Source organism: Methylobacterium sp. J-043, assembly GCF_022829505.1.
Lineage (GTDB): Bacteria > Pseudomonadota > Alphaproteobacteria > Rhizobiales > Beijerinckiaceae > Methylobacterium > Methylobacterium extorquens_A.
In genome coordinates this window covers 155,664-175,350 of sequence record NZ_JAKSYB010000063.1, presented here as the reverse complement: position 1 = coordinate 175,350, position 19,687 = coordinate 155,664, and the positions used below count along the sequence as shown (strand labels likewise).

Genomic DNA, 19,687 nt, shown 5'->3' with positions numbered 1-19,687 from the left:
AGGCTGGTTTGCCTGAGGCGTGGCGGGCGTCAGCGTCTCCGCGATTTTGCCGTTGGCCCGATTGCCGGGCCACTTCGATCAGGAGTTTACCCCCGATGGCGTTGCGCCTCTCCTCTGCCGTTCTTCTTGCTGCGCTCGTCGCGGCCCCGGCCTATGCGGCTCCGACGACGACGACGAAGGTCGACATCGCTGCCTTCGATCCGGACAAGGACGGCACCGTCGATCTCAAGGAGGCCCTGGCCGCCGGCTCCGCCGCCTTCGACAAGCTCGATCCGGATAAGGACGGCACGCTCGATGCCAAGGAGCTGAAGGGCCGCGTCAGCGAGGCCGATCTCAAGAAGCTCGATCCGGACAACGATGGGACCCTCGACAAGAAGGAATACCTCGCCGCCGTCGAAGCCCAGTTCAAGGCCGCCGATCCGGACAACGACGGCACCATCGACGCCAAGGAACTGGCGAGCCCGGCCGGCTCGGCCCTGGTCAACCTGATCCGCTAAATCTCCGGACACTTCGTTCGGGACGAAAACCAGGGTGCGGATCGCGAGATCCGCACCCTTTTTCATCTCCAGCGAACCTTCCGAGGGCTGTGGGCGAAGCGTCGCAGAGCGGAACTCCAAGGGGCCTTCGAGGGCTGTTCCGGCCGAAGCGGGCGGTCACGGGACCGGCTCGCGAACAGCCGATCCGGAGGAGCCCCAACCCCATGCGCATTGCCCTTACGCTGCCCGTCGCCCTCGCTGTCCTCATTGCCGCGGGCCCCGCCCTGGCCGTCACCTGCAAGGACGACATTTCCACCGTGGAGCGGCGGCTCAACAGCAGTGGCGCGGAGATGGTGACCGGCAAGGAGCCACCGGGCGGCGCCACCTCGTCGAACTCGCCCAAGGCCCTCGACAAGCCGCCGGCCGGCGCTCCTTCCGATCCGTCGACCAAGTCGACGAAGGCGGGTGTGGAAGAGGCGCGCACGCTGCTTGCCAAGGCCAAGGAGCAGGACAAGGCCGGTCAGGAGACCGCCTGCCAGGATACGATGACCCAGGTGAAGGAGAAGGCCGGCGCGCTGCCGTAGTCTGGCATACAGGCCCGAGCCGGATCATTCCTTGAAAACGGTGAGGCCCAGAAAAACAATGAGGCCCAGGACTGCGCTCTGGCGGTCCTGGGCCTCGTCCCGTTCGTGATCTCAAGGATCCTCAATACGCGTTTTCGGTCCTGAAGAGCGCGAGCGGCGTGGTGAGCAGGATCTTGAGGTCGAACAGGATCGACCAATTCTCAATGTAGTGCAGGTCGTGCTCCACGCGGCGCTGGAGCTTCTCGCTGGTATCGGTCTCGCCGCGCCAGCCGTTGATCTGCGCCCAGCCGGTGATGCCGGGCTTCACCTTGTGGCGGGCGAAGTAGCCGTCCACCACCTGATCGTAGAGGGTGTTTGCCGCCTTGGCCTGGACGGCATGCGGGCGCGGTCCGACCAGCGAGAGATCACCGCGGATCACGTTGAAGAGCTGCGGCAGCTCGTCCAGCGACGTCTTGCGGATGAAGCGGCCCACGGGCGTCACGCGAGCATCCGTCTTGGTGACGAGCTGCGATGCGCCTGCGTCGCACAGATCGACATACATCGAGCGGAACTTGAAGATCTCGATCAGCTCGTTGTTGAATCCGTAGCGCTTCTGTCGGAACAGCACCGGCCCTGGCGATGTCAGCTTCACCGCGACCGCGACCGCGATCATCGCCGGCGAGAGCGCCAGCAGCAGCATCAGGCCGACGAGGCGGTCGAACATCCCCTTCAGGATAACGTCCCAATCAGCCAGCGGCTTATCGAACACGTCAAGCAGCGGGACCCCGCCGAGATAGGAATAGGCGCGCGGGCGCAGACGCAGCTTGGTGGCGTGAGCCGACAGTCGGATATCGACCGGCAGAACTGAGAGCTTGGCGAGCATCTGCAGGATGCGTGTCTCGGCCGAGATCGGCAGGGTGAACACCACGAGATCGACGGGGGTGTGGCGGGCGTAAGTAACGAGGTCGCTGACATTGCCGAGCTTGGGATAGCCGGCGACGTGGGTGCTGGACCGGTCATCGCCGCGGTCATCGAAGATCCCGATGATGCGGATCCCGTTGTCGCCGCTCGCTTCCAGGGCGTGGATCAGTTCCACCGCCGCCGGTCCGCCGCCGACGATCGCGGTACGACGGTCGAAGCGCCCCTTGGCCACCTGCATCCGCACGAAGGCCGAGAGCGCCGCGCGTCCGCCGAGCAAGATACCGAGGCCGGCCATGTAGTAGCTGAGCAGCCAGAACCGGGAGTAATGGTCCGCGACCTTGCCGAGCACCATGGCCGCGGCCACCATCAGGAACGCGATGGACCAGCCGGTGGCAAGCTTCACGGCTGTTCTTGGTAGATCGCGGAATGCGCTGATCCGGTAACTGCCCGAGGCTTGGAACAGTCCGAGTGCCGCCAGGGTCACCGCTAGAATGGCAGCGTGGTAGCGCGGCGCGAGCGGCACGACGCCTCGCAGCAAGGCCTGATGCAGAACCAAGCCGAGCAGGATCAGACCGAAGAATTCGGCAAGCCGCACGCAACCGGCCAGCACGACCGGCGACAGCCAAGTCCCCTTCAATGCGGACGCGGAGGGCGCAGCCCCAGGATTCTTGCCGTGGAGCGGGAGCGGCGCCGGCACGGATGTCAGCGAGCCGTTTTCCTTCGCGACTTTAAGCAGATCCCGAACGTCGATGGCGCTCATAGGAATGTTCCACGTGAAAACATCGAGCCTCTCCGGCCATCGAGTGTGCCGGATCGATCTTCACGAAAGCCTAATGTGCGGGCGGGCCGGGCTGTGAAAAACGGGGACATCGAACGCATCGCCGCCCGCCCTCAAGCCGTCACGGCGCCAGACACTATTCGTGTGCGTTTCGCATTGAAGGCAGCGGCGTAGCCGCACAGCACGTCGGTCGCCATGCGGTTCATCGAGAAGCGGGTGCGCAGCGAATTGCTGAGCGCCCGGGCGCGGCCCTGCCGGCGTGCAGGCTCCTCATCGAGGATACGGAGGATGGCGGCGCTCAGGGCCTCGCAATCGCCGGGTGCAACCAGATCGGACGAGAAGGCCCCGAAGATTTCCGGAATGCCGCCGACATTGGTCGCGACGAGAGGCTGGCCGGCCGCCGCAGCCTCCAGCACGACGTAGGGCAAGGATTCCGCCAAGGACGGCACCACCATGACCCGGCCGCGTCCGAGCACCGGCCGGATCGCCTGAGGCGGCTCGAACGCAATGGCATGGCGCAGACCGAGATTCTCGGCCATCGCGGCGATGCTTTCGGTATCAGGGCCTGACCCCACCATCAAAAGCCGGAGGTCGCGACCTTGTCCCCGCAGCCGTGCGAGGGCCCGCAACAGCACCGGCAATCCCTTGGCCTCCCGCAGTTCACCGACATAGACGAGGTCGAACGGGTCATCCGCCGTCTCCACGGGGGCGAACTCAGCTTCCGCGATGCCGTTGTGGACGATGCGCTCGAGGCGCGGCGAGCCTCCGGCAAAGGTGGCATGACGCGAGGCGACGTATTCGCTTTCGAACAGGAACAGGTCGGTCGCCCGCGCCATCACCTGCTCGGCGGCCATGTAGACCCGGTGCAGAGCCGTTCCCGGACGATAGTTGTAGCTGCCGCCATGCGGGGTATAGGCGCGGATCACCCCGCGTCCGCCTGCGCCGAGCGGGGCGAGGCGGGCGAACACGCCGCCTTTCGCGCCATGGCCGTGCAACACGTCGGCCCCCACCGCGAGAGCCTGCGCTCTCACCGTGCGCAACACCTGAAGGTCGCTCGCATGCGGATTCCGGCGCATCGGGACACGCGTGACGCCGAGTGCGAGAGAAGGGGCGAGATCCGCCAGGGTCCGTTCCGCGCGCTCACCGCCGGTCGAGGCGTCGCAGACGAGGCCGACGGCGTGGCCCGCCTCCGCCTGGAGGCGGGTCAGGTCGATGACGTGGCGAAACAGACCGCCGACCGGGGCCCGGAACACGTGGAGGATGCGGTGCCGCTCACCGGTGCCGACGCGGGACGACAGGTCCGCGCCCAGGTGTCCTATCGGCTCGTGTGGCGTCACGGCGGCGGTCAGAGGAGCGGCGAAGGGAGAGGCCACGGCAGTCGGTCTCCGCGCGGGCGGCCCCAATGCGGGGCCCGGTCCGGCGGAAGATCGTCATGGCGCGGTCAGCGCCCGGTTAAGGGGCAAGCGAGAATGGCACGCGGAGGTCTCTCACGCCCGGCTTTCGTGGATCACGGTTAGGCGTTGGTGAATGCCGCAGTGAGCCGGCTCAGAAAAACCGCTCCTTGACGACGATCGTGTCGCCCGGCCGCACCGGGTAAGACATCGGGACGATGCCGTTGATGAGCCCGCCCTGGCCCTCGCGGGTCAACACCGCGTAGTCGCGCGCCGCGCGGGGGCCGAAGCCTGCGGCGATCGCCACCGCCGTCTCGACGGTCATGCCGTTGACGTAAGGGTACTGCCCCGAGGTCGTCACCTCGCCGAGGATGTAGAAGGGCCGGTAGGCATCGACCTCGACCGTCACGTGCGGCTCGCGCACGAAGCCGGCCGCGAGCTTCGCTTCGATCAGCCGGGCGGCCTGCGCCGTCGTCTGCCCGCCCACCTGAACCACGCCGATCAGCGGCATCGCGATCCGCCCACCGCCATCGACCGCGTAGATGTTGGACAGGTTGTCCTGCCCGAACACGATGACGCGAAGCTTGTCGCCTGCCGCCAGCGAGTAGCGCGTGCCGATGGAGCCGGTGCCGGTGGCATCGAGATCGACCGTCCGGAAATCCGGACGCAGACAGCCGCCGAGCGCGAGGACGGACGGAAGGGCCAAGAGGAATGCGCGCCGCTGCATCGCCATCGCCGTTGTGAAGAACCTCAGCGTTACTTAACTGCGTATGGTTAACGAATGCTGATCCGGCCGCGATGCCGGGCGGAAACATGCCCGGCCTCCGGCGCGGCGTCTCGAATGTCGATGAGGGCCGGCCGCAGCTCTTAACGAGAAGTCAACCTTAACGACCTCTATTGGTCGAAGGTGGATCGATCGCCCCGATCCGCGTCCCGCCTTCGTAAAGACTGCCCATGCCGCGCCTCAGGCTGTCGACCGATCCGTCTCTTCCGCCGCCCGGCGGGCCCGGTGGGCCCGGCGATGGATTGGCGGTTGCACAGATTGGTGGCGTCCTGCACCGCTCCTGGGGCTGGATCGCCGTGCCGACGCTGGTCGCCGCGCTCGGGGCGGGCGTCTTCGTGCAGGTGGTGACCCCGCGCTACACCGGAGAAGCCAAGGTTCTGCTGGAAAGCCGCGACCCCGCCTTCGCCCGCACCGCCGCCGAGCGGACGGACCAGATCCAGCCGATCGACGAGCAGGCCGTCGCCAGCCAAGTGCAGGTGGCGATGTCGCGCGACATCGCCCGTGAAGCGATTCGCAGCTTGAAGCTCGTCGGAAACCCCGAATTCGATCCGGAGGCCGAGGGCAGCTCGGCGATCCGGCGCACGCTGATGATGCTGGGCCTCGTCTCTGCGCCGATGGAGCGTCCTTCCGAGGATCGCATTCTTGAAAGCTATCTCGACCACCTGCTGGTCTATCCGGTCGGCAAGTCGCGCATCCTCGCCGTCGAGTTCCGCTCGCGCGATCCCGAACTCGCCGCGCGCGGTGCCAACACGGTGGCGGACCTCTACCTCGCCTCGCTGGAAGCCGCCTCCGTCGATACCGCCCGTTACGCCTCGACCTGGCTCGGCAACAACATCGCCAACCTTCGCGCCCGCGTGGCCGAAGCGGAGGCGAAGGTCGAGGCGTTCCGCGCCAAGCACGGCCTGATCGGCACGGGCAGCAGCGCGGCGGCTCAGCCGCTCTCGTCCCAGCAGCTCTCCGAATTGTCGAGCCAGCTCTCGCAGGCGCGCACGATCCAGGCGGACCTGACCGCCCGCGCCAAGCTCCTCAAGGACATGATCAAGGAGGGCCGCGCCTTCGAGATCCCCGATGTCGCCAACAACGAGCTGATTCGGCGCACGGTCGAGAGCCGCATGGCGATGCGTGCGCAGCTCGCCCTCGAATCGCGCACGCTGCTGCCGGCCCACCCGCGCATCAAGGAGCTGACGGCCCAGGTCCAGGATCTCGAGAATCAGATCAAGGCCGCGGCCGAGCGGGTGGTGCGCACCCTCGAGAACGACGCCAAGATCGCGGGCGCCCGCGTCGAGTCCTTGCGCGCGGCGGTCGACGGCCAGCAGGACGTGGTCGCCAAGGGCAACACCAGCGAGGTGGAGCTGCGTGCTCTCGAGCGCGAGGCGAAATCCCAGCGCGAGCAGCTCGAATCCTATCTCGCCCGCTACCGCGAGGCGGCCGCGCGCGACGCCGAGAATGCCAGCCCGGCCAATGCCCGCGTGGTGTCCCGTGCGATCGTGCCCGATCTGCCCTCCTTCCCGAAGAAGCTGCCGATCGTCGCCTTCGCTACGATGCTCGCCTTCCTGCTCGCGAGCGCGGGCGTCATCGGCCGCCATCTCCTCGTCACGCCGTCCGAGCCGGGCGGAGACCGTACCGGAGATGAGGGGGAGCCCCTCGTTCAAGACGCACGGACCGATCGTCCGCGCGACTTCTACCCGGAACCGGAGCCGCCCGCGTCGCGCCGTCCTGCCTACGAGCCGGTCTATGGCGGGGCCTATCCGGCCTCTGCGGCGGAACGCTTCGCGCCGGCCCTCGCCTTTGCCAACTCCTTAAGGGCGACGGCGACGGTGCATCACCCGGTCTTCGCCAGCACGGCGCCGATCGGAGCCGAGGCGGCTGCGCCAGGGGATGCGGCACGAGCGAGCAAGGAAGGGCTCGGCGTCCCCGCGAAATCCTCCGCCTCCTATGCCGATCTCGATGGTCTGATCGCCCGGCTGGAGAACGGAACCGGCAAGCCGCACGGCAAGGGGCAGTTGACCGGGCCATCCAAGGGGGGCTGCGTGCTCGTGGTCGAAACCCCGCGTGCCGACGGCACGCCCGGTCTCGCCTCCAATCTCGCCCGGGTGCTCGGTCCGCGCCGCCAGACGCTACTGGTCGATGTGAACGGCGCGCTCTCCGGACCGTCCGAGCCGGGCCTGACCGATCTGGTGGCCGGTGCGGCCGATTTCCTCGACGTGATCCAGCCGGTGCGGGGCTCACGTCTCCACGCGGTGAAGCGCGGCGCAGCGCCTCTCGACGTGCTGTTGGAGGAGCCGCAAGGCCTCGCCATCGGGCTCAACGCCCTGTCGCAGAGTTACGATTGGGTGCTCTGCCGCCTCGATGCGCGCAATGCCGAGGACGGCGCCGAACTCATTCCCGCGGTCGGCCCCTGCATGGACTCGATCGTGATCGCCTCGGATGCGGCGTCCGACGACCCGGTTCTGGTCTCGCTCTATCGCCTCGCCAAGGAAACCGGCGTGGGCCGGGTGGTGGTCGCCCGCCACGGCGAGGACGCGGAACTCACTCCGAGCCTGGAAGCGACGCCTCTGCGGCTTTCGGCCTGACGCGCCGGCAGACCTCTGAAGCGGCGAGGCGCCGCTTCAGCAACCCGTTCCCTGCTCTTCTTCCGTCGCGGTCATCGCGGCGGCAACAAGCAGGGCCGAGAGGTTGTGGTGCCAACAAAGGCCGCGAGGGCAACGCACGCGGCGGTCAGGGAAACCGGGAGCAGGATCCGTACGGTATCTCCCCGAATCAGGGCGGTGGTTCCGCCGGCCCAGATCGGAGGGACCGGCGGAACCGCCGAGCCTCGCTAAGGGGGGCCGCGTTCGACCCGGCCCATTCACCTTGCCGCTCCGATGAAATCGCCGCCTTAACAAAATTTAGAGTTGTGCCGCCGCGTTCGGGGAACGTTCAGATGTCGGCCTCGAGGCACCCTGGATGCGCCATGGCCCGATGATGCCAAGCCCTTGATACATTGCTTCGATTTCGCGAGCGACTCCCGTGTGAGGGCGTCGGATCTCGCCCGCGCTGACGCATGTGGCAAGTCGCCTCACTCGTCCGGCCGACACCTTTCCGGCCGACGGGATAGCCCGCCGCCGATCCTGCCGAACCAAGCCTAGCGCATCGTCTTTTTCCGAAAGCCGGCAAAAACCTTTCGGGACGATGTTCTAGAATGGCAGCTTCATGCCGGGCGGGAGCGGCAGGCCCTTGGTCAGCTCCGCCATCTTCTCCTGCGCCGTCGCCTCGGCCTTGCCGCGGGCGTCGTTGCAGGCGGCAACGATCAGGTCTTCCAGGATTTCGCGTTCGTCGGCGACCATCAGGCTCGGGTCGATGGAAACACCGAGCACCTGACCTTTGGCCGTCATCCGCACGGTCACAGCGCCGCCGCCGGACGCGCCCGACACTTCGACCGCTTCGAGTTCGGACTGAACCGAGGCCATCTTCTCCTGCATGGCCTGGGCCTGCTTCATGATGCCCATGAGGTCGCGCATGGTGGGTTCGCTCCGGTTCCGGTCGAGAAAGGGTCAGCTCTCCGCACTTAGGCGCGGGAGCCCGGCCTTGCCAGGGTAAGGCGGGCGCCTCAGGCGTCGTCGTCCGTCTCTTCGGGCAGAGGGGCTGCCGGCCCGGTGCCCGCCGCCGCGGCGTCGGCGCCATCGGTCTCCGGCGCCTTGTCCCGCACATCGACGATCTGCGCGCCGGGGAAGCGCGACAGAACCTCCCGCACCAGCGGGTGGGCGGCGGCGTTCTGGTGTCGGGTTTCCTCGGCCGCCCGCGAGTTCTCCGCGAGCGTCGGCGCGCCGGGCTCCTTGGAGAGCGCCACCAGCCAGCGCCGCCCGGTCCAGGCATCGAGCGCCCGGGCGAGATCGGTCGGGAGGCTCTGCCGGCCACCGGGGGCAAGGCGGAACTCGATCCGCCCCTCCTCGAAGCGCACGAGATGCACGTCGCGCTCCAGGGCCACCTTCAGGGCGATGTCGCGGGCCGCCTCGGCCTGGGCGACCACGTCCTCGAAGCGTCCGAGCCGCGGACCGGCGGGGGCCACCGGAGCCGGGCGCGATGCGGGTTGCGGTGCCGCGGCGGTGACGGGGGAGGGAACCGCGGCCAAGGTCGGCCGAGGCGCGGGTTGCGGGGCGGGGGGCGCCATCTGCAGCGCGGCAGAGCCGTGCGAGGCCATGGCGGAACCGCCGTCGCGCCCGGAACTCGGGCGAGCGGCGCCATTGCCCTCGGACGAGGCGATGTCGGCGCGAAGCTGGCGCAGGGCCTCGTCGGGCGTCGGCAGATCGGCGGCGTAGGCGAGCCGCACGATCGCCATCTCGGCCGCCGCCAGCGGGCGGGGGGCGGCCTGCACCTCGGGCAGCGCCTTGAGTAGGATCTGCCACGCCCGCGACAGGGCCCGCACCGGCAGGCGCCCGGCGAACGCGACGCCGCGCACGCGCTCCGCCTCGCTCAAGGTCGGGTCGGCCTCCGCCCCCGGCACCAGCTTGAGGCGGGTGACGAGATGGGTGAAGCCGGCCAGATCCGAGAGCACCACCGCCGGGTCGGCGCCCGCATCGTACTGGGCGCGGATCTCGGCGAAGGCGGCCGGCACGTCGCCGCGCATCACGGCCTCGAACAGATCGACGATGCGTGAGCGGTCGGCGAGCCCCAGCATGTCGCGGACGCCCGCGGCCGAGACCGCGCCCGCCCCGTGGGCGATCGCTTGATCGAGCAGGGAAAGCGCATCGCGCACCGAGCCTTCGGCGGCGCGGGTGACAGCGGCCAGCGCCTCGTCCTCGGCCTCCACGCCTTCCGCGGCGCATATCTTCTTCAGGTGGGCGGAGAGCACGTCGGCCTCGACCCGGCGCAGGTCGAAGCGCTGGCAGCGCGACAGGATCGTCACCGGAACCTTGCGGATTTCGGTGGTCGCGAACACGAACTTGGCGTGGGGCGGCGGCTCCTCCAGCGTCTTCAGGAAGGCGTTGAACGCCTTCTCCGAGAGCATGTGGACCTCGTCGACGATGTAGACCTTGTAGCGGGCCGAGACCGGGGAATAGCGGATGCCATCGATGATGCCGCGCACGTCGTCGATGCCGGTATGCGAGGCGGCGTCCATCTCCAGCACGTCCATGTGCCGGGATTCCATGATCGCCTGGCAGTGCTGGCCGAGTTCCGGCATCGACACGGTGGGGCCGGTATCCGGCTGCCCGGTGCGGAGGTAGTTGAGGCCGCGGGCGAGGATGCGGGCGGTGGTCGTCTTGCCGACGCCGCGCACGCCGGTCAGCATCCAGGCCTGCGGGATGCGGTTGGCCGCGAACGCGTTGGCCAGCGTGCGCACCATGGCGCCCTGGCCGATCAGGTCATCGAAGGTCTGGGGGCGGTATTTTCGCGCCAGGACGCGATAGGGGGCCGCAGCCGGCACGGATACGGCGGCGGGCATGCCGGGCAGGCCCGGCTCGTCGGTGAGCGTGCCGTGCGTCTCGTCCATGCCGCCGTTCGAATTTTCGGAAAGTGGCCGGGCCGTCCCGCTCAGGCGGACGGCGAGGGTGGGAGGCTGGACAAAGACCCGCTCGGTCTCGTTAGGGCTGCTTCCTTCCGGACCTGACCCGGTTGGCGAGTGAAACGTCCCTCGCCAACCTCCCGCGCCGTATATGACGGCCCGCGCGGCGGGATGCAAGCGGGTTGCCTCGCCCGATCCGCGCGGCCATGCTTCCGGTAAGCAGGGGCCGATGCAGGGAGAGGCTATGCGGACGACCACGATTCCGGTGCACTTCACCGTACTCGCTCTGCTCGCGGGCCTGTCCGCGCCCGCCGGCGCGCAGGATCGGGCCGGAGAGCCGGCACAGGAGGGCGCGCCGAAGGATTGGCAGGGTCGCTACCGCTACGAGCACGTCGCCGGTCGCACGGCCGGCGGCACGGGCATCGTCGTCAATTACGACCTCGTGATGCTGCCCCCCGATGTCCGCAACGGATGCGTTCTGACCGTGCGGGGCTTTCAATCCGATGAGACGCTCCGCTGCCGCACCCGTCGGGACGGGCAGGATCTCGTGGTGGCGTTCGATCGCTACGGCGATGGCGGAACGGTCAACAAGTACGGGGTTGCGGTCTACAAGCCGGGCCAGCCCCTGTTCACGTTAGCCAAGGTTGCTCGCGCCAAGGATGCCGCGCTGACCACACGCTGGCAGGGCCTCAAGCCGGATGGGCAGGGCGTGGCCGAGAGCGGTGCTACCTTCAAGAAGATGCGGTAGTCCCGGAGAGGCGACCTCTCCGGGAGCGGGCGCCTACTCCGCCTTGCGCTTCACGATTTCCAAGGTCTTCGGGTCGAGCTTCAGGTCGAACTGCTTGCCGTTGGCGTCGATGGCGTCATCCACCTCGATCATGCCGTCGTCGAGTTCGATCTCCTTCCACTTGGTGAAGCCCTCCTTCTTCAGGATGTCCTCGACCTTGGCCTGCTGATCGGGCGGCAGCTTCTCGTCGGCGAGCGCCGGACCACTGAGAAGCGCAAGGCCGAGGGCGAAGGCGGCGAGGGGGCGGAAGGACATGAGACGCTCCAAATTAATAAGAGACGCCGGGCGAACGGTCGATCGTCCCGGTTGTTCCTGCCTGATCGCCAGACGACCCCGCTCGTGATTGCCAGCGCGCGTAGTGCCGCCTAGGCTGCAACCTCCGGGTTCGGAGCTTGCCGCAACACCATGGTCACGCGCGTCGCCACCGTCGCCTTCGAGGGGATTGAGGCGCGTGCCGTCGATGTGCAGGTGCAGATCGCAGCCGGCGCCGTCGCCTTCACCATCGTCGGCCTGCCCGACAAGGCGGTGGCGGAATCGCGCGAGCGGGTGCGCTCGGCGCTGATCGCCTCGGGGCTGGCGCTTCCGGCCAAGCGCATCACGGTCAACCTCGCCCCGGCCGACCTGCCCAAGGAGGGCTCGCATTACGATCTGCCGATCGCGCTCGCGGTGATGGGTGCCATCGGCGCCCTGCCGGCGGACGCGCTCGGCGGCTATTGCGTGCTCGGCGAACTGGCGCTCGACGGTTCGATCACCGCAGTGGCCGGCGTGCTGCCCGCGGCGATGGCGGCGAATGGCCGTGGGCTCGGCCTGATCTGCCCGGCCGCGACCGGGCCCGAGGCGGCCTGGGCGGCCGGCGATATGGATGTGCTGGCGCCGCGTTCGCTGATCCAGCTCGCCAACCATTTCAAGGGCAGTCAGGTGATGGCCCGGCCGCAGCCCGCGGTGGCAGCACCCGTCGGGCCGATGTCGGACCTGCGCGACATCAAGGGCCAGGAGGGCGCCAAGCGTGCCCTGGAGATCGCCGCGGCCGGCGGCCACAACCTGCTGATGAACGGCCCGCCGGGGGCCGGCAAGTCGATGCTCGCCGCGCGCCTTCCCTCGATCCTGCCGCCGCTCGGTCCGCGCGAGCTGCTCGAAGTCTCGATGATCCAGTCGGTCGCGGGCGAGCTGAAGGGCGGGGCGCTCTCCAACCGGCGGCCGTTCCGCCAGCCGCACCACTCCGCCTCCATGGCGGCGCTGGTCGGCGGCGGGATGAATGCGCGGCCCGGCGAGGCCTCGCTCGCCCATGGCGGCGTGCTGTTCCTCGACGAACTGCCCGAGTTCACGCCCCAGGTGCTCGATTCCTTGCGCCAGCCGATGGAGACGGGCGAAATCATGATCGCCCGCGCCAACCATCGGACCACCTATCCGGCGCGGTTCCAGCTCGTGGCGGCGATGAACCCGTGCCGCTGCGGCATGGCGCTGGAACCCGGCTATGCCTGCCGCCGGGGGCCGAACGAGCGCTGCGTCGCCCAGTACGGCGCCCGCATCTCCGGGCCGCTGCTCGACCGGATCGACCTGCGGATCGAGGTCGCGGCGGTCACCGCCGCCGACCTGATTCTGCCGCCGCCCGCGGAGGGCTCGGCCGAGGCCGCCGCACGGGTCGCCGCGGCCCGCCTGCTCCAGAGCGCGCGATACACTGCCCTCGGCCTGCCGGCTGCGACGACCAACGCCACTTGCCCGGCGACCGTGATCGAATCCGCCGCCGCGCCCGATGCCGAGGGCGCGGCGCTGATCCGCCACGCGGCCGAGACCATGCGGCTGTCCGCCCGCGGCTTCCACCGCACCCTGCGGGTCGCCCGCACGCTGGCCGACCTCGACGGCGAGGCACAGGTGCGGCGGCTGCATCTGGCCGAGGCGCTGTCCTACCGGGCGCGGGGCGAGCGGCCGGCGGCGGCGGCCTGATCGGCTCACGGGTCCGGCCATTGCCACGCCCTGTCACGGCGGACATAGTCGTGCACAATATGTCAGGGGCGGCCGGCTTGCCGGAACAGACTCCGTGCAAGGGAGCGAGGCGGTGGTACACGGCACGCAGATGCGCAGGCATCTGTGCGGAATCCAGACGGCCTGGACGGATGCGGGCGAGGCCCTGGACGCGGTTGCGGCCGTGGCGGAGGCCCTCGACCGCGCGGCTGTCGGCCATCTGATCGTCTTCTTCTCGCCGGCCTACGAGGCGGAGCCTCTTACCGTCGCGCTCGCGGCGCAGTTCCCCGGCGTCGGACTCACCGGCTGCTCCACCTCCGGCGGGATCAGCCCCGCGGGCTCGATCGACCGCGGCCTCGTCGCCATCGCCTTTCCCCGCCAGGGTTTCCGCATCGTCTCGGGTCTGCTCACCGACATCGCCCGGCTCGACGTGGAGGGGGCGGCTTCGACCGTGCGGGCCTTGCGCCGGACCCTCGACGGGGGGCGGTTGGACGGCGGCAGCGGCCACCGCTTCGCCCTCTCGCTGATCGATTCCCTCGCCAACGCGGAGGAGACGGTGGTTTCGGCGGTGGCCTGGGCGCTCGACGGCATCCCGCTGATCGGCGGCTCGGCCGGCGACGACCTCGCCTTCCGCAGCACGGTGCTGATCCACGAGGGTCGGCTCTGCCGCGACGCGGCGGTGATCCTGCTGGTCGAGACCGATTTCCCGATCCGCATCTTCAAGAGCGACAATTTCGAGCCGACGAACCGCAAGTTCGTGGTCACCGCCGCCCGCGAGGACGAGCGGCGCGTCACCGAATTGAACGCCGAGCCCGCGGCGCGCGAATACGCCATGGCGGTGGGGCTCGACCCGGAAAACCTCTCGACCATGAGCTTTGCCGCCTACCCGCTCGCGGTGAAGATCGGCGGGGAGTATTACTGCCGCTCGATCAGCCGGGTGGAGCCGGACGGCTCGATGACCTTCTTCTGCGCCATCGGCGAGGGCGTGGTGCTGACGTTGGCGCAGCCCCGCGACATCGTCGAGGCGACGCAGGCCGAACTCGAAAGCCTCGACGCGTCGCTCGGCGGGCTCGATCTCGTGATCGGCTTCGACTGCGTGTTTCGCCGGCTCGACGCCGAGAGCCGGCAGGTGCGCCACCGGATCGCCGACCTCTACCGGCGCTACGGCGTGGTCGGCTTCGAGACCTATGGCGAGCAGTACCGCTCGATGCACCTGAACCAGACGTTCACGGGCATCGCCATCGGCCGGGCCGAACCGAAGCCCGCGACATGAAGACGGCCCGATGAACCGCCCGACCCTCTGGATGGAACCGGCCCCCGAACCGCAGACCATCGAGTCCCTGACGCATCGCGTGGCCAAGCTCGAGCGCATCAACGCGGCGCTGATGGCCCATGTCGAGCGCACCATGGACCAGCAGGGCGGTGCCTACTCGCTGTTCCAGACCGCGATCATGCTGGAGGGCCGCGTCCGCGCCCGCACGGAAGAACTGACCGCGCTGATGAACAGCCTGGAGCGCTCGAACGCGGCGATGCAGGCGGCCAAGGAAGAGGCCGAGACCGCCAACCGCTCGAAGACGCGCTTCCTGGCCGCCGCGAGCCACGATCTGCTCCAGCCCCTCAACGCCGCCCGCCTCTCGCTCTCGGCGCTGACCGACCTCGCGCCGGGGCCGGAAGCGCAGGGCATCGCCCGGCAGGTCGAGCGCGGCCTGGAGACGATCGAGGATCTGATCAAGGCGCTCATCGACATCTCGAAGCTCGATGCCGGCATCGTGCGCCCCGTGGTCAAGCCGGTGCGGCTCGCCGACCTCGTGGCCGGGATCGAGGCCAGCTTCCGGCCGTTTGCCGAGCGCAAGGAGCTGCGCCTCGTCACCCGCTGCGCCGACCTCGTGGTGGAGACGGACGGGATCCTGCTCCAGCGCATCCTCCAGAACCTCGTCTCCAACGCGATCCGCTACACCGAGAGCGGCGGCGTGCTGATCGCCGCGCGCCGACGGGACAGGCTCTGCCGGATCGACGTGGTCGATACCGGCTGCGGCATTCCCGAGACCGAGCGGGCGCTGGTCTTCGAGGAGTTCTTTCGTGGCGCGCGCGAGTGCGACGATGGCGGGATCGGTCTCGGGCTCGGCCTGTCGATCGTGCAGCGCATGGCCTCGACGTTGGATCACGCCATCGAACTGCATTCCCACAGCGGCCACGGCACGCGGCTGAGCCTCACCCTGCCGCTGGCCACCCAGCGTCCGGACGCGCGGGTGACCCTCGCGCCGCTCGCCACGGCGCTGACGGGCGCACGGGTACTTGCGATCGAGAACGACGCCTCGACGGCGGAGGCGCTGCAACGGCTCCTGCGCAACTGGGATGCCGAGGTGCAGGTGTTTCGCGATCTGGCCGGCGTCGTCGCCGCCCTCGGTGCCGGTCTGGCGCGGCCGGACGTGATGGTGATCGACTACCACCTCGACAACGGCGCCTGCGGCCTCGATGTGGTGGATTACCTGCGGCGCAACCGGGGCTGGGTGACGCCGGTGATCCTCACCACCGCCGATCACGGGGCCGACATCGCCGCTCGCGCCCAGGCCACGGGGGCCGAACTCGTCCACAAGCCGATCAAGCCGGCGCAACTGCGCTCGCTGCTCGCCTACATGCTGGCGTGAGGCGCGGCGAGGATGGGCGGGGTCAAAGCGCGCTGAAGCGCCGCTCGCCCATCAGCCGGTCGCGGGCGCGGGCGACGAGGGCGGGGCGGATGCGGGTGACGTCCTCGCCGTCGAGGAGCGGCGATCCGGCCAGCACGCCGAGATAGGCCTCTTCCCGATCCCGGCAGGTCGAGACCGCCTTGGTGGCGGCGAAGCTGCGGCTGGTGGTGCGGATCTGCTCCGCGAACGCCTCGTCGAGACAGGCCTGCCACGCCGCGTGACGCGCGCCCTCCGCGGTTTCCGCCCGCGCGGGGAGGGCGGCGAAGAGGGCGAGAATGCTGGCGAGGAGGACGCGACGCATGGGACGAGCGGACCCTGGGACGGCGAACCTGAGGCGGTGACGGGGTTTTCCGGGGCGGAAAGCCTTCGCGGAAACCTCTCATCAACCTTGGCGGCCGAACCGTTAAAACCCGCTAACGCGCCGGGTCCATGTCCGGTCCCGATTTGGGACCGGGAAACGTTTCCCTCAGCGGTTGGCCGCCGTAAGCGGCGAGGCGTCGCGGCCGAGCGCCATCCAGCCCACAGCCTCCTGGCTCTCGCGCTTGACGAAGGTGTAGCCGGTCTGGGTCCAGGGCAGCACCGCGTTGGTCTTGTTGTCGAGGATCAGATCGCCGCGGTTGGTGATGATCGTGAGGACCGCGTGGCCCTCGCCCTTCTCGTCGATGACCACCGTCATCCGCATCGCCCGGCGCGGCAGGCCGGCCTCGACCAGCAGGCGGCGCTTGAGGAGTTGGAAGTCCTCGCAGTCGCCCCGGCCGTCCTCGGCGAGGTCCCAGCGGTCGGCGGCGCGCCAGTGCTCCTGATCGGTGACCGCCTCCACCGACCGGTTGATCCGGCGGTTGACCGCGTTGATCGTCTGCCACAGCGCCGGGGTCAGGGTGATGCTGGCGGCCTCGGTGCGATCGACCGTGCATTCGCCCGGATAGCGCTCGCAGAACTCGGCCCAGGCGGCGATCGGCCGGGCAGGGCCGGTGGTGACCGCCGACAGGCTCACCGCGGGCAGCGCGGCGGTCGGCTGCGCCTCGGCGCGCGGGGCCGGCGCGATGAGAAGAGCCCCGGCCAGGGCGAGGCCCGCCAGCAGGCGGCTCGTGAGCGCGGACCGGACAACACAGAGCTTGGAGAACGCGATACGCATGGCCCTGACCGAGCAGTTAAGCTTCTGTTAATGAAGCTCTCACGGCCGTCCGGTTCCCGCAATCGGCGAGTTAAAAATCGGTTAACGTGATCCGTCGCATTTGATCGATCGGGGCCGGGACGCCCGCGGCGGGGCGCATGAGCCGGTGCGAGACAAGTCCCGAGCACCGTCACCGAGCGCGGTGGCCGCGCCGGCACGGCACCTGCTAGGCTTGGGATTATTCCAGGATCCGCAAAGCCTTCCGATGACGAGCGAACTCCTTTCCGCCGAAGCCGTGCAGCCCACTGACCGCGGGCCGGCGGTGATCCGCACGGTGGCGATGCCCACCGACACGAACCCGGCCGGCGACATCTTCGGTGGCTGGCTGATGGCGCAGATGGACATGGCCGCCGGCAATGTCGCCGCCCGCCGGGCGCGGGGGCGCTGCGCCACGATCTCGGCGGAGGCGATGACGTTCCACCGCCCGGTCTTCGTCGGCGATGAGGTGAGCTTTTATGCCTGGATCGTGAAGACCGGCCGCACCTCGATGCGCATCCAAGTCGAGGTCTGGCGCCGGGAGCGGGAGGGCGAGACCACCATGAAAGTGACGGAGGGCCTCTTCACCTTCGTCGCCATCGGGCCGGACCGCCGGCCGCGGCCGATCCCGGAGGCTTTGGAGGGCTGAAGGCGGCGATGCCCGCCGATCGCGGACCGGGCTGTCAGTGCATCGTCAGCGTGGTGAGCCGGCGTGCGCTCGCGTGCTGGTGCAGGAAGGCGCTCATCTCGGCGAGCACCGGCGCCTTGCGGCGGAAGCTGACGGAGAGCGACAGCAGCGTGTCGGCATGGTCGAGTCCCTCGTAGACCCGCTCCTGCACCGGCACGCGGGCGGTGCGCAGGCGCTCGGCGAGGCTCGCGGTGTTGCGGGGCCGCACGACGGTGTCCTTGTCGCCGGTGGCGAGGAAGGTCGGCGGCGAGTGGGCACCGGCGAAGGACACGGGCTGCGTCGCCTCCGGGTCGGGCGCCTGCCCGAACACGTCGATCGAGGTCTTCTGGTCGAAGGGCAGGAAGTCGTAGGGGCCCGACAGGCCGGCCACCGCCCGGATGACCCGCGGATCGACGCCGGCCTGGCGCAGGTATTCCGGGTCCAGCCCGAGCATCGCCGCGTTGTAGGCGCCCGCCGAATGGCCCGCGAGCACGATCCGGCTCGGGTCGCCGCCCTGCGCGGCGATGTTGTCGCGCACCCAGGCGATGGCCGCCGCCCCGTCCTTCAGGAAGTCGGGAAAGCGCACCTGCGGGTAGAGCCGGTAATCCGGCAGCACGGTCACGAAGCCCTGCGCGGCCAGGGCCTGCGCGGCGAAGGCGTAATCGTCCTTGCTGCCGCTGTTCCACGATCCGCCGTAGAAGAACACCAGCACCGGCGCCCGCGTCACGGGGTCGGTCGGCACGAACACGTCGAGGCGTTGGCGCGGGTCGGTGCCGTAGGCCGCGTCGCGGATCGCGAGGCGCCCGCCCTTGTCGCGCGGCCCGAGCGCATCGAACAGCGCCAGCGGCGAGCAACCGCTTAAGCCCAGGGCGGTGAGCCCGAGGCAAACCAGCGAGACGAGGGAGACGAATGCCTTAATCATGTAACCCGTGATTGACGCGGCGGTCGCGGCGGATTCATGGCCGCGGGGTGGCGACGTTGGGAGTTATGTCCTCAGGACGAGGCAGGCGCCGCCGACCCCGCGGATCTTCTGGCAGAGCCCGTCGGCCGCGTTCCGGCTCTCGGCCGGGATGCGCACCCGGTAGAAGGTGCGCGTGCCGCGAAAGCGCAGGCGGGTGCCGACGATCATCGGCCGCACCTCACCGATCACGCTGGTGTAGCGCGTGCGCGCCCGCTGGAAGCTCGCCAGCGCCAGCGACTTCGAGAAGTTGCCGGCGAGCTGCACGCCCCAGGGCGCGGCCGGGCCGCCCTCGATCGCCAGGGCGAAGCGGTCTCCGCGCGACGGGACGCGGAGCGCCGCGGTGACCTGAAGACAGCTCTGCGTCTCGGCCTCCGGCGGGGGCGGCTTGTCCTCCGGCTTCCCTTCAACCTTCTTCGCTGCCGGATCGGCCCCTTCCGGCATTTCCACGCTCGCGTTCGGCCGCCAATCCTCCGCCGGGCGGCCGGTGATGCCGATGACGTAGGCCCGCGTCTCGGCGGGCAGGCCGCCGCTGCCGGCGAGCCAAGCCGAGACGCGCCCCGGCCCGCCGTTATAGGCCGCCGCCGCGAGCCCGAGATTGCCGAATTGCCGCTTCAGGTCAGCCAGGAAATGCGCCGCGTGCGGGATCGCCTGTTCCGGGTCGAACGGATCGCTGAGCCCGCGCTCCCGCGCCGTACCCGGCATGAACTGCGCGATGCCCTGTGCGCCCGCCGGGCTCACCACGCCGACGCGAAACGCGCTCTCGCGCCAGATCAGACGGGTGAGGAACGGCACCGGCAGCTTTCGCGCCCTGGCCGAGTCCTCGATCAGCCGGCAGAGCGCCTGCTCCACCGTCTCGCTTTCGGGCGAGGGGGCCGCACGCGCGGGACCGGCGAGCATGGCGAGGGCGGCCGGCAGGAAGACGAGGGCGAAACGAGACACGGCGGCTGATTTAGGGCGCCGGCCCAGGAAGGGGATGGCTGCCCGCTTACCCCGCAGGGCCTGCCCTGTCGGCGAGCATCATTGTGCCGGCGTAGCGCTTCGCGAGGGAGCCGTACCTTAGTAGTGTTCTTAGAATTGC

At 69.4% G+C, this 19,687-nt stretch carries 18 protein-coding genes and 1 other RNA gene; 8 read left to right on the top strand and 11 right to left on the bottom strand.

Going from position 1 to position 19,687, the window contains the following annotated elements; genetic code table 11:
- Nucleotides 1-95: 95 nt before the first annotated feature.
- On the top strand, nt 96-497 hold the full coding sequence (gene lanM, locus MKK50_RS18790) for a lanmodulin LanM (RefSeq protein WP_253373199.1): 402 nt from the start codon (nt 96-98) through the stop codon (nt 495-497).
- Nucleotides 498-700: 203 nt separating this feature from the next.
- Entirely contained in the window at nt 701-1,060 is a 360-nt protein-coding gene (locus MKK50_RS18785) for a hypothetical protein (RefSeq protein ID WP_253373197.1), read from the top strand.
- 121 nt (nt 1,061-1,181) lie between these two features.
- Here the strand turns inward: MKK50_RS18785 and MKK50_RS18780 are convergent, their stop codons facing one another.
- The 3 genes from MKK50_RS18780 to MKK50_RS18770 all read right to left on the bottom strand — a co-directional run bounded on the left by MKK50_RS18780 (nt 1,182) and on the right by MKK50_RS18770 (nt 4,862).
- On the bottom strand, nt 1,182-2,720 hold the full coding sequence (locus MKK50_RS18780; RefSeq protein ID WP_499024530.1) for an undecaprenyl-phosphate glucose phosphotransferase: 1,539 nt from the start codon (nt 2,718-2,720) through the stop codon (nt 1,182-1,184).
- Nucleotides 2,721-2,851: 131 nt separating this feature from the next.
- Nucleotides 2,852-4,111 (bottom strand): glycosyltransferase family 4 protein, encoded by a 1,260-nt coding sequence (locus MKK50_RS18775; protein ID WP_499024529.1) that lies wholly within the window; start codon nt 4,109-4,111, stop codon nt 2,852-2,854.
- Nucleotides 4,112-4,283: 172 nt separating this feature from the next.
- Nucleotides 4,284-4,862 (bottom strand): polysaccharide biosynthesis/export family protein, encoded by a 579-nt coding sequence (locus MKK50_RS18770; protein ID WP_253373191.1) that lies wholly within the window; start codon nt 4,860-4,862, stop codon nt 4,284-4,286.
- A gap of 221 nt (nt 4,863-5,083) precedes the next feature.
- On the opposite strand from MKK50_RS18770, the gene MKK50_RS18765 reads away from it, so the two are divergent.
- Complete coding sequence (locus tag MKK50_RS18765; RefSeq protein ID WP_499024526.1) at nt 5,084-7,486, top strand: GumC family protein; 2,403 nt, start codon at nt 5,084-5,086, stop codon at nt 7,484-7,486.
- 603 nt (nt 7,487-8,089) lie between these two features.
- Here the strand turns inward: MKK50_RS18765 and MKK50_RS18760 are convergent.
- From MKK50_RS18760 to ffs, 3 genes are all read right to left on the bottom strand, one after another.
- Nucleotides 8,090-8,413 (bottom strand): YbaB/EbfC family nucleoid-associated protein, encoded by a 324-nt coding sequence (locus MKK50_RS18760; protein ID WP_012253408.1) that lies wholly within the window; start codon nt 8,411-8,413, stop codon nt 8,090-8,092.
- Between the two features lie 89 nt (nt 8,414-8,502).
- Nucleotides 8,503-10,383 carry a DNA polymerase III subunit gamma/tau gene (locus MKK50_RS18755; protein ID WP_499024525.1) on the bottom strand — a complete coding sequence of 627 codons (1,881 nt, stop codon included), beginning with the start codon at nt 10,381-10,383 and terminating at the stop codon, nt 8,503-8,505.
- Between the two features lie 57 nt (nt 10,384-10,440).
- An RNA gene (gene ffs, locus MKK50_RS18750) (signal recognition particle sRNA small type) lies at nt 10,441-10,537 on the bottom strand.
- Nucleotides 10,538-10,639: 102 nt separating this feature from the next.
- Between ffs and MKK50_RS18745 the strand changes: the two genes are divergently transcribed.
- Nucleotides 10,640-11,143 (top strand): DUF5991 domain-containing protein, encoded by a 504-nt coding sequence (locus MKK50_RS18745; RefSeq protein ID WP_499024522.1) that lies wholly within the window; start codon nt 10,640-10,642, stop codon nt 11,141-11,143.
- Nucleotides 11,144-11,176: 33 nt separating this feature from the next.
- On the opposite strand, the gene MKK50_RS18740 is transcribed toward MKK50_RS18745, so the two are convergent.
- A complete protein-coding gene (locus MKK50_RS18740; RefSeq protein ID WP_253373183.1) occupies nt 11,177-11,437 on the bottom strand; it encodes a PepSY domain-containing protein in 261 nt (86 codons plus the stop codon).
- Between the two features lie 150 nt (nt 11,438-11,587).
- Between MKK50_RS18740 and MKK50_RS18735 the strand changes: the two genes are divergently transcribed.
- The 3 genes from MKK50_RS18735 (at nt 11,588) to MKK50_RS18725 (ending at nt 15,792) form a co-directional block, all read left to right on the top strand.
- A complete protein-coding gene (locus MKK50_RS18735) occupies nt 11,588-13,126 on the top strand; it encodes a YifB family Mg chelatase-like AAA ATPase (protein ID WP_253373181.1) in 1,539 nt (512 codons plus the stop codon).
- 112 nt (nt 13,127-13,238) lie between these two features.
- Entirely contained in the window at nt 13,239-14,417 is a 1,179-nt protein-coding gene (locus MKK50_RS18730) for an FIST N-terminal domain-containing protein (protein WP_499025117.1), read from the top strand.
- A 10-nt stretch (nt 14,418-14,427) separates the two neighbouring features.
- A complete protein-coding gene (locus MKK50_RS18725; protein ID WP_499024518.1) occupies nt 14,428-15,792 on the top strand; it encodes an ATP-binding response regulator in 1,365 nt (454 codons plus the stop codon).
- 22 nt (nt 15,793-15,814) lie between these two features.
- On the opposite strand, the gene MKK50_RS18720 is transcribed toward MKK50_RS18725, so the two are convergent.
- Together MKK50_RS18720 and MKK50_RS18715 are read right to left on the bottom strand one after the other, a co-directional pair.
- Complete coding sequence (locus MKK50_RS18720; RefSeq protein WP_499024515.1) at nt 15,815-16,132, bottom strand: hypothetical protein; 318 nt, start codon at nt 16,130-16,132, stop codon at nt 15,815-15,817.
- A 165-nt stretch (nt 16,133-16,297) separates the two neighbouring features.
- On the bottom strand, nt 16,298-16,966 hold the full coding sequence (locus MKK50_RS18715) for a transglutaminase-like cysteine peptidase (protein ID WP_499024513.1): 669 nt from the start codon (nt 16,964-16,966) through the stop codon (nt 16,298-16,300).
- A gap of 244 nt (nt 16,967-17,210) precedes the next feature.
- Between MKK50_RS18715 and MKK50_RS18710 the strand changes: the two genes are divergently transcribed.
- Nucleotides 17,211-17,630: an acyl-CoA thioesterase gene (locus tag MKK50_RS18710; protein WP_253373161.1), complete on the top strand. Its 420-nt coding sequence runs from the start codon at nt 17,211-17,213 to the stop codon at nt 17,628-17,630.
- Nucleotides 17,631-17,664: 34 nt separating this feature from the next.
- Here the strand turns inward: MKK50_RS18710 and MKK50_RS18705 are convergent, their stop codons facing one another.
- Together MKK50_RS18705 and MKK50_RS18700 are read right to left on the bottom strand one after the other, a co-directional pair.
- Entirely contained in the window at nt 17,665-18,570 is a 906-nt protein-coding gene (locus MKK50_RS18705; RefSeq protein ID WP_253373159.1) for an alpha/beta hydrolase, read from the bottom strand.
- Between the two features lie 63 nt (nt 18,571-18,633).
- Nucleotides 18,634-19,548: a transglycosylase SLT domain-containing protein gene (locus tag MKK50_RS18700; RefSeq protein ID WP_499024511.1), complete on the bottom strand. Its 915-nt coding sequence runs from the start codon at nt 19,546-19,548 to the stop codon at nt 18,634-18,636.
- Nucleotides 19,549-19,687 lie beyond the last annotated feature (139 nt).